6 protein-coding genes are annotated in these 8,128 nt (G+C 62.3%); all 6 read left to right on the top strand.

Going from position 1 to position 8,128, the window contains the following annotated elements:
* Positions 1 to 1,469: galactose oxidase early set domain-containing protein (locus tag NBW77_RS21300; protein WP_250280226.1), on the top strand; the 1,469-nt coding region annotated here is incomplete at its 5' end.
* A 266-nt stretch (positions 1,470 to 1,735) separates the two neighbouring features.
* Positions 1,736 to 2,005, top strand: coding sequence for a hypothetical protein (locus NBW77_RS21295; protein ID WP_131749269.1), 270 nt, complete (start codon positions 1,736 to 1,738; stop codon positions 2,003 to 2,005).
* Between the two features lie 132 nt (positions 2,006 to 2,137).
* Positions 2,138 to 2,740 (top strand): hypothetical protein, encoded by a 603-nt coding sequence (locus tag NBW77_RS21290; protein ID WP_165486343.1) that lies wholly within the window; start codon positions 2,138 to 2,140, stop codon positions 2,738 to 2,740.
* 552 nt (positions 2,741 to 3,292) lie between these two features.
* Positions 3,293 to 4,105, top strand: coding sequence for a hypothetical protein (locus tag NBW77_RS21285; protein ID WP_131749266.1), 813 nt, complete (start codon positions 3,293 to 3,295; stop codon positions 4,103 to 4,105).
* A 1,394-nt stretch (positions 4,106 to 5,499) separates the two neighbouring features.
* A complete protein-coding gene (locus tag NBW77_RS21280) occupies positions 5,500 to 6,768 on the top strand; it encodes a glycosyltransferase (RefSeq protein WP_131749264.1) in 1,269 nt (422 codons plus the stop codon).
* A partial coding sequence (locus NBW77_RS21275) for a PA14 domain-containing protein (RefSeq protein ID WP_250280225.1) occupies positions 6,765 to 8,128 on the top strand: 1,364 nt, incomplete at its 3' end. The genes NBW77_RS21280 and NBW77_RS21275, both read left to right, overlap by 4 nt.

Below are 8,128 nucleotides of genomic sequence, written 5' to 3'. Positions count from 1 at the left end.
CCGATGACTACTCCCAGGTCGAGCATTCGAACTGCGCGGCGGGCGATGCGTGCACCAAGGGATCCTGGCAGGTGCTCAGCTCCCAGTCACCCGTGCGGGCTATTCATGCCGCACTTCTCAAGAACGGGAATGTGCTGCTCATCGCAGGTTCGGGTAACGACCCCGATCAGTTCGCGGCGGGCACCTTCAAGACATCGGTATGGAACCCGACCACCGGCGCCTTCGCCGCTGTTCCGACACCCGATGACTTCTTCTGCACCGGACATGTTCAGCTTGCCAATGGTCAATTGTTGGTGATGGGCGGGAACAAGGCCTACCCGACCGCGGACCATGGCTACGAGGGCATCAAGTCATCGTATGTCTTCGATCCGACAACGAATCAGTACGTGCGGGTGAATGATCTCAACACCGGGCACTGGTACCCGTCTGCCACCGAGCTCGGTAACGGCGACGTGATTTCGCTTGGTGGCCTGGACGAGAATGGCAACGGCTCCGTCGAGGTCGAGCGTTTCTACAGTGCCAGCGGGCAGTGGAACAATCCACGGCCGACCCAGACCTATCGTTTCTGGGGTCTCTACCCGTCGATGATTCTCCTGCAGGACGGGCGGCTCTTCTACACCGGCTCGCACGTGTTCGGTAACAACGTCAGCGATGGGCCCGGAGCCAACCTCTACAACGTGGACACCGGTCAGGTGGCCGATGTACCGGGACTTCGCCTGAAGGAGGAGAGGGACCAATCGATGTCGGTCCTGCTGCCACCGGCGCAGGCCCAGCGTGTTGCCACCTTCGGCGGGGGGAACATCGAGACCAACGTCGATGCGAACAACACGACGGACCTCATCGACCTGTCCGGAGCGAATCCGGCCTACGTCCCCGGCCCGAACCTGCTGGCAAACAAGATGTACGTGTCCGCGGTCATCCTTCCGGATGGGAAGGTGTTCGAGACCGGGGGCGGCCTGCACAACCGGGCCGATCCGGTGTATGAGGCATCGATGTACGACCCGGTTGCGAACACGTTCACGGTGATGGCAACGGACCCGGTTCCGCGGACGTACCATTCGTCGGCGCTGCTGCTACCGGATGGCCATGTTCTCGCAATCGGGAACAACCCGGGTGACGGTTCGTTCGACATGCGTGTCTCGATCTACACACCTCCTTATCTGCTGAACGGGGTCCGGCCGACGGTCACGGCGGCCGCTGCCCAGTGGGCCTATGGTTCGACGCAGACGGTGGGCACGACCTCCAACGTGGCCATCAAGTCCGCGCAGCTGATCAGGCCGGCCGCGGTGACACACTCCTCCGACCCGAACCAGCGTTCGGTCGACCTGCCCATCACAGTCAACAACAACGGGCAACTGACCGTGTCGCTCACAGCCAACCCGAACATTGCTCCGCTAGGCGACTACATGCTGTTCGTCACCGACATCAATAATGTGCCGTCGGTCGCTCGTTGGGTGCATGTGGGATGAGGCGGAATATCGGAAGGAGTAGAGCCCTCATGGTCGATGAACCGGGCCGACATGACCGTGTCCTCAGACGGAGTCTGGTTGCCGCGTTCCTCGCTTTTGCGGTGACGGCTGCGGGGACCGCCGACGCGGCGGTTTCCAGCGCGGCGGCACCCACGCGGGGGACAGCCACTCCCGTTCCGCAGGCGACTACCGCCAGCCCGCGGGTCACTACCAGCCCCTTTGGTCCTATCCCTACCAGCCCTGGGATAATGACCGCGAGTCCGCAGGTGGCGGGTCCGAGCCTGCCGCCGACCGCAGTCAATTCGCGGGTGTTCCCCGCACCCGCGGTAAAACTTTCCAGCGAGTACGTCGACGGTTGTGACCACCACTATGGTCTGCCGACCCAGTGCGTGCCGGTGAACTTCCCGCCGGGTACCCGTAACCGCTGCCAGTGGCTGCGGCAGCATGGTCTGAGTTCGATTCCGGTGAGTAAGCGGGATCAGCTGAAGATTGACACGAACAAGGACGGCGTGGCCTGCGGGCCCGGGGACGCCTGACATCTATGTCAACAGTTGTCGTGCTGATCCGGCCAGCCGGTCGGACCAGCACGACAACCTGACCGGGATGTGGCGGTCGGGGCGGAGCGGGCGTCGCCTTGCACCGAGCTCCACCATTCCAGGGAAACGACGATGAGAGACACGGATATGAAGAACTCAGTGTCAAGGACGGCGCAACTGGTCCTTCTGTGCACGCTGCTGGTAGCGGCTTGTTCGTCCAGCGGTACGCCGAGTGCCGGCACCGCTGTGTCCCCGGCGGCCGGGTCGGTACCTGGGGTCGGACAGTCCGGCATCAACCCACCCACAGGCTCCCAGGTCGCTCCTGCTCCGGCCGGCACGCCTGGTGCGCTCAGCGCGTCGGAGCTGGTCACCCAGCTCAGGGATTCCGGCCTTCCCGTGACGCCCACAATCGTCTACACCACTACGACGGACAGTGAGCATCTGCTCGGTCGGCCGGGCGGCTACATCTCGAAGGCCGCGTTCGTCGATGGTCGCGTGTCCCGTGACGGGTTGCCCGACACGAGCGCTGGAAGCGTTTGGCTGGGTGGAAGCGTGGAAGTCTTCCGAACTCCGGCCGATGCACAGCAGCGGCAGCGTTTCCTCACGTCACAGGGCTCCGACCCGGCGAAGATCGAGTACACCTACGTGCGTGGTCCAGTACTTCTTCGGGTGTCGCACAAGCTTGATGTCAGCTATGCGGATGGTTACGGCAAGATCCTGCAACGCACGGGATGAGGTAGCCGCTGCCGCCACAGGGCCGACTACTGTCCGGCATCGATTGGGTCGACATGGCATCCAGCTGCTGCCTCCCAGTGGCCGGCCCGTAAGCTGTGGCCACTGATCTCGATCAGACGGGACCTGCCTGTGACCGCAGCAAAGCTTTCTCGTACCGGCCCCGCGACAGTCGCCCTTCTTTCTCTCGTGGCCGCGACCGCCGTCAGTCTGGCTGGTTGTCAACCTCTTGCGCGGAAATCGTCCGTGTCGGGGGAGGGCGTCTCGGCCCTCACGGCGTCACCCACTCCACCGACTGTCCTGGCTTCGGCAGCGGGCGAAATCGGTCGACCCGGGGCCGAGCCCACCACCGGCGTCAGGCTTTCCGCAACGCCATCGTCCTCCAGCTCGTCCTCGCAACCGGCGATGTCCCCGACGGCCCGGCCAAGCCCCGTATCGTCGACTCTCGTCCCGCTAGCCCTTCCGCACAGTACGAACAGCTCCGGAAAGCTTCTCTTCGGACTTGGCCCGGCCCTGGACAGTGACGCGGCATCGCCCGTCGCCGATGGGCTCGGAATGTTTACCACCTGGTACAACTCTCCGTCCGACCTTGGATTCATGCGGGACTGGGCGAGTAACCGAATTCCACAGACCTACGCTTCCGGTCGTTCAATTCATCTCGTGGTGTGGCTTGATGGAACCGGCCAGGTCGGCACCACGCAGACTTCACATGGCCCGGCCTGCGGCCGTGATTATCCGCTGTCCGCGGCTTTTCTCGACGATGCCCGTAAGCTTGCTGACATCTTCAAGGGCGCAGCCGGCGGGCCACCACTCTATGTAACGCTGTTTACGGAATTTCAGACCTACGCCTGCGAGACCAATGCCTGGGCGTCCAGCCCGGAGGTCACGAACTACTACCTTGCGCTCAAGGACAAGTACCTCGCGGCTATGGCGATTTTCCACTCGGTTGCCCCGAACGCCAAGGTCTCCCTGGGGTGGGGAGGCTGGCAGGCACGCTACGACGACCCGGGCAAGGGTGGTGGCCGGTCGATGTTCCCCTATTTCGCGGACGTGATGCGTCAGTCCGACTTTCAGAGCTTCCAGGCGATGCAGTCGGACTCGAATACCCAGGATATTCTGGATATGACCGGCATACTCGGACAGTACGGCCCCGTCATGGTCTCGCACTTCAAGCCTGACAACGGTTCCCAAAACACCTGGACCGCCGACCTGAAGTCCTTGTTCACCGACACATACATTCGACAGGTGACGTCCATGGGTCTGTTCGCGCTCAGCTTCATGGACCAGGCGAATTTTGCCGCCAACTCGGCTGCGCTTGCTCTGGTACGATCCGGGATCGATAAATACGGCGTTGCCCCTTCCAAGTGAGCCCAGCATTTTGGAGCCCCCGAGGGTAGGTTTTTCGGCTCGTGGAACGGTTATTTCGATACCTGTTTCGGGATGCTGAAAGCTGCCGTAGTTCGATGACGGTGGCCAGGGCCTGCCGGGCGGATATTCGATCTGCATGATCACGTATACGGTCTTCATGGCGAGCGCGGTGTACTTTCCCGCGCTCGCCTGTTGGCGTCGCCATGACGGCTGATCTCCCCGGCCAGGAGCCGAGGTCGAGGATCGGACGTGGCCGTCATGCGCAGGCGGTGTGATGCCGCGGCAATGCTGAATCCAAGCGACGGAACCAGCGCACAGTGCTGATACCTGCCCGGTCCGGCTGCCCGACAGCAAACCAGATCCGTTCTGGAGTGACATCGCGCACCGATGTGCGAGCGTGGCGACGGACCCAGATGCGAAATAAGAGCTGGTGGCGTCGAGGGTAGGGGTGTCGCGCATGCGTCACCCACCACCTTAAGCACAACGGAAGATCAAATGAAGGCCTACAGGGGATGTCTGTGGCGCGGTTCATAGCTGGTAAACAGTGTGCGATTGAGGAAAGTACTTTGATTACAGTAAGTAGTTTCCCCACGTCGACCAATAACTGAGGGTAGTTTCTGTCAATTCAGCGTCAGCCTCATAGGCGATGACACCTGCCCGATACGTGCGCGTCACAGGTCGGCCGACGCAGACCTCGATCGACTCCTGATACGTTCGCTCCACACCGACACGATTTGCGCTACCGGACTTGATCCGGGGGGGTTCATATTCGCAGTTTAGGTCTGCTCTTTCTGCTCCGGCCGGGCTGACGGGCCGTAATCCCGTAAAACCGGCTAATTCTGTTCTGGTCCCTTGGGCCAGAGCGATTTTCGCGCAGGTCGTACCGAAGCGGCCCGGCTCTTTCCGTGATGCACTGACCGCGGATCTCTCCGGCCTGCCACGGATTTCGGTACCGGCCGGCCGAAGGTGACGCAATCGAGATTTTCTCGCGGCACCGGAGGCCCCGAAAAACCTGGTTCCCTCGCAGTTTCCACGAGGGTCTTGTCACGAGCTAGCGTTGGGGGATTGAACTTTGCTGTCCGCCGCAACCGGGGTGGTAATCAAGTTGGTCGCGGCCGGCGCCGACAAGCACAACGAACATGTTGTGGCCGCCGCACCCCGGATGCCGATCACCTCGGCTCCTACAGTAATGAAGCAGGCCGACGAGAACGGCCTGGAAATGACTGCTTGCGATGCGGGCGATCCCGCCGTGGGCAGTCCTGGGTCAAACTGCCGGAAGAGGATCGTAACAATAGTCGATCCACCGGACCGGGAAACTCAGGTCACAGAATTCAATGTATGCAGCGGATGGCCGCGGTTGTGGCGGCCGTCCAGAATCGGGGGGAGATCTGCGGATGAGTGTGCCTGACGAGCGTGTCTACGACGCGCGGCTCGCAGACCTGGTGCCGCAGCCGCGAGCTTCCTCGACGGTGGCTTCGACCATGCGCACCGCCGTTGTCTCCGGCTACCAACCGGGCGAGCAGGTAGTTGTATCGGTGGTGGTACCGACCCGCAACGAGGCCGCGAACGTCGAACCGCTCCTACGCCGGCTTGATTCGGCCCTGGCGGATCTGCCAAGTGAGGTCATCTTCGTCGATGACTCGGACGACGACACGCCCGCGACCATCAAGCGGCTCCGAAGCTCCGTACGAATGCGGGTCCGGGTCCATCATCGGCCGGCGCCGTATCGCGTGGGCGGGCTCGGAGGAGCTGTCACCGAAGGCATTCGGCTGTGTCGAGCCGACTATGCCGTCATTCTCGACGGTGACCTACAGCATCCGCCGGAGGTGGTTCCCAAACTCCTTGCCGCGGTGAGCGAAGGGGATGTCGACGTCGTCATCGGCAGCCGGTACGTCGATGGCGGGAGTGCTACAGGCCTGGCCACCGGGGTCCGGCGGTTGGTGTCTTCCGGAGCGAACCTACTGTCCCGCCTGGTCTTTCCGCTGCGGTTGCGCGGGGTGACAGACGTGATGAGCGGGTTCTTCCTCGTCCGGATCGCAGCTCTAGATCTTGATCGCCTTCGTCCGGATGGCTACAAGATCCTTCTTGAGCTGCTGGTGCGCACCGGTCGGCTTCGGGTCGTCGAGGTCGGTTATGTATTCGGAGAACGGTATGCAGGATCATCGAACGCTACCCTCTCTGAGGGCGTCCGCTTCGCGCGGCGGCTGTTTTCACTCCGGCTGCCCCGCGCGGCACGATTTGCGCTGGTGGGTGCCACCGGGATATTTCCCAACATCTTCGGAACCTCGCTTCTGCACCATGCTGGAATGAATTATCTGATAGCCGCCATAATTGCCACTCAGTTTGCTATCCTATGGAATTTCATTGGTTGCGACCTACTGGTATGGGAACGGGGCGGTCAGTCCAGGATCCGCCGATACGTGCCGTTCGCGCTGCTGAACAACTTTGACCTTGTCATACGACTCCCACTGCTCGGACTTTTTGTGGATCGTTGGCATACGAGCGTCCCGATGGCCACATTCGCAACTCTGGCGATCGCTGTGGCCGCCCGCTACGTACTGGTCGACAGAACCATCTACAACGAACGCCAACGTCCGGCGCGTAGTTCTTTTCGGTATCCCCGCAATCCGGTGACCACCGCAGTTCCGGAGGTCGAGGCGTGACCGGTCCTTCGGCTATGGTGTTCACGAGACGGCGTCGGTGGACGAGAAGACGCCGTGTTCTTACCGGGCTGCTCGCAATCGCATCCGTACAGCTCGCCGCTGTAGTCCTCGTCATCCCCGGTACGGCGAAGGCCGTCACCTGTCCGGCCGGACAGTGGGCCGGCGACTACTTCGCGAACATGGCGCTGACGGCACCAGCGGCCAACTCACGCTGTGACAGTGATATCAGCTTCGACTGGGGAGGGGCCGGCCCCGGGATCGGCGGTATCGGAACTTCAGGGTATTCCGTCCGGTGGACCCGGACCCTTTATCTGGATCCCGGGGAATACGGCTTCACGGCAACCGCGGACGACGGAATCCGGGTTTTCCTGGACGGCAGAACGGTCATCGACGGATGGAAAGACCAGGGGCCGACCACTTATACCGCAAGCCCGACGATCGCGGCCGGCGAGCACACGATCGTGGTGGAGTACTACCAGAATGGTGGGGGAGCCCTTGTCCAGTTCGGCTATGCACCCCCAGTGCCGCCACCACCGACCTGCGCAGCCACTCAGTGGACCGCGTCCTACTTTCCCGGGACCGCGCTGGCGGGTACCGCTCGGGTGCAGTGCGAGGACGCGATCAGTCATGACTGGGGAACCGGAGCACCCGGGGTCCCCGGTATCGGTGCCGACAACTTCTCGGTCCGCTGGACTCGGACCGAGAAGTTGTCGGCCGGTGCCATAACGATCACTGCAGAAGCCGATGACGGCATCCGGGTCTACGTGGATGACACGCTCGTCATCGACCAGTGGCGGGATCAGGGTCCGACCACATTTACAGCCAGCCCGAAGGTTACTGAAGGTAATCATACGCTCAAGGTCGAGTACTACGAACATGGTGGGGGTGCCGTCGCGCAGGTCTCCTACCTCGCTGCTGCTCCGCCATCGTCATTGACCTGCCTGTCGACCCAGTGGGCCGCGTCCTACTTCAACAACAGGACGCTGTCCGGAGCACCGGCGGCCGAGCGCTGCGAAAGCCCGCTCAGCTACGATTTCGGCGAAAAAGGGCCGGGAGTGGGCGATATAGGTGCATACAACTTCTCGACACGCTGGAGCCGGACCGACCAGTTCAGGGCAGGTAACAGCACATTCACCGCCACGGCCGACGACGGTGTGCGCATGTACGTCGACGATGCGCTCATCATCGACCAGTGGAAGGACCAGGGTCCGACGACCTACACCGCCACGGTTCCGATCACTGCTGGAAAACATGTTGTGACCGTAGAGTACTACCAGGGTGGTGGTGGGGCTCTCGTGCGTGCCAGTTACACCGGCGGTGGAGCCCCGGGGGACGTGCCTCCGCCACCACCGGGCGGTTG

The organism is Frankia sp. Cppng1_Ct_nod (assembly GCF_920656135.1).
Classification (GTDB): domain Bacteria; phylum Actinomycetota; class Actinomycetes; order Frankiales; family Frankiaceae; genus Protofrankia; species Protofrankia meridionalis.
Note: the sequence above shows the minus strand (reverse complement) of the source record. Positions and strands in the feature narration are given on the sequence as shown.

Excerpts from the sequence above, each read along its gene's own strand:
- NBW77_RS21280 (WP_131749264.1), top strand. The coding sequence starts at position 5,500 with ATGAGTGTGCCTGACGAGCGTGTCTACGACGCGCGGCTCGCAGACCTG.
- NBW77_RS21290 (WP_165486343.1), top strand. The coding sequence starts at position 2,138 with ATGAGAGACACGGATATGAAGAACTCAGTGTCAAGGACGGCGCAACTG.
- NBW77_RS21285 (WP_131749266.1), top strand. The coding sequence starts at position 3,293 with ATGTTTACCACCTGGTACAACTCTCCGTCCGACCTTGGATTCATGCGG.